The sequence below is a fragment of the Arthrobacter sp. APC 3897 genome (assembly GCF_030407495.1).
Lineage (GTDB): Bacteria > Actinomycetota > Actinomycetes > Actinomycetales > Micrococcaceae > Arthrobacter_B.
Genome location: NZ_JASDDG010000038.1, coordinates 35,290 through 36,335 on the forward strand (window position 1 = coordinate 35,290; position 1,046 = coordinate 36,335).

Annotated in this window: 1 protein-coding gene and 2 pseudogenes; 1 reads left to right on the forward strand and 2 read right to left on the reverse strand. The window is 63.2% G+C overall.

The window, feature by feature from the left end; translation table 11 throughout:
- Window positions 1–210, reverse strand: a pseudogene (locus tag QMA10_RS16210) (molybdenum cofactor biosysynthesis protein); the annotation flags it as partial.
- A 35-nt stretch (window positions 211–245) separates the two neighbouring features.
- A complete protein-coding gene (locus QMA10_RS16215; RefSeq protein WP_290170009.1) occupies window positions 246–794 on the reverse strand; it encodes a DUF1697 domain-containing protein in 549 nt (182 codons plus the stop codon).
- Between the two features lie 178 nt (window positions 795–972).
- Here QMA10_RS16215 and QMA10_RS16220 point away from each other — a divergent pair.
- Window positions 973–1,046 (forward strand): annotated as a pseudogene (locus QMA10_RS16220) (DUF2662 domain-containing protein); the annotation flags it as partial.

Sequence of the window (1,046 nt, forward strand, 5' to 3'; positions counted from 1 at the left end):
GGGCTCGATGGCAAACAGCGTGACGGCAGCGTCCATGTGGGCTGCCTTACCGAAAAACCGGTCACCGACGATTCCCTTCCCGGCCACTACCTGCGCATGCTCAGCATCGGTGGTGGCGACGTCGGCCGCACCGTCCCGGGCGCGGCCAAAATAGGCATGACCGCCGGAAACGAGCAGGTGAAGGATTTCGACGTCGTACTCGTAACTCATGCCTTCTACGCTAACCGCACCCGGACCTACGGCTGCTACCGGCTGGCGAGGCGGTGCCGCAGATTCACGGTGGTGTTCCAGCTGCGGATGGTCATCGACTTGTAGAGCGGCGAGGAAATAACTGCGCTCAACCGGCTCCGGCCGAGTTCAGCACTCAAGCGCTGCGAATAAATGACGCCGTCGCCCGGCCACACCCGGTCCACTCCCTCCCGCGGGCGAAACGCCGTCAGGGCCGTTTCCGGATCAATGCCCATCAGGAAGATGGCATCCGAATGGTATGTGTCCGGGTGTTCACCGAACCCTTCCGGCTTGGAGCCGATCACGTTGTGCAACTGGTCCGGGCTGAGGACCAGCACCTTGATGAGGTCATCGTCCAGGTCGAACTTCTCCACCAGAGCCGCTTCCACCTCCCTTCCCACCTGCTCCGGGGAACCGGGCGAGGCAAGCAGGACGTTTCCGCTGGCAATGTAGGTCGAGACCTGCCGGTAGCCCAGACCCTCGAGATGTTCCCGGAGCTCCTTCATGGGGATCCTGTTCCTGCCGCCCACATTGATGCCGCGGAGCAGGAGCAGATAGGAATTCATGTCAGGACACTAACACCGCGGCCGGCCGGGCAACATTGGTCCGAGTCGCTGCCGCATGCGGCACGGCCGTTATGGAACAGTCGGGAGGGGAGGTAGGGATGCCACGACAGCGCGCCAGGCTAGTGCGGACCGTCATAGTCTGCGGCTTTTTCGGCCTGCTGATCTACCTTTTCTGGCCCGGCTGTCCGACGCAGATTTCCAGCGCGCCCAGGAATGGGGAGCCCCGCTGGCCGAGGAGCTGTGCGACGTCGT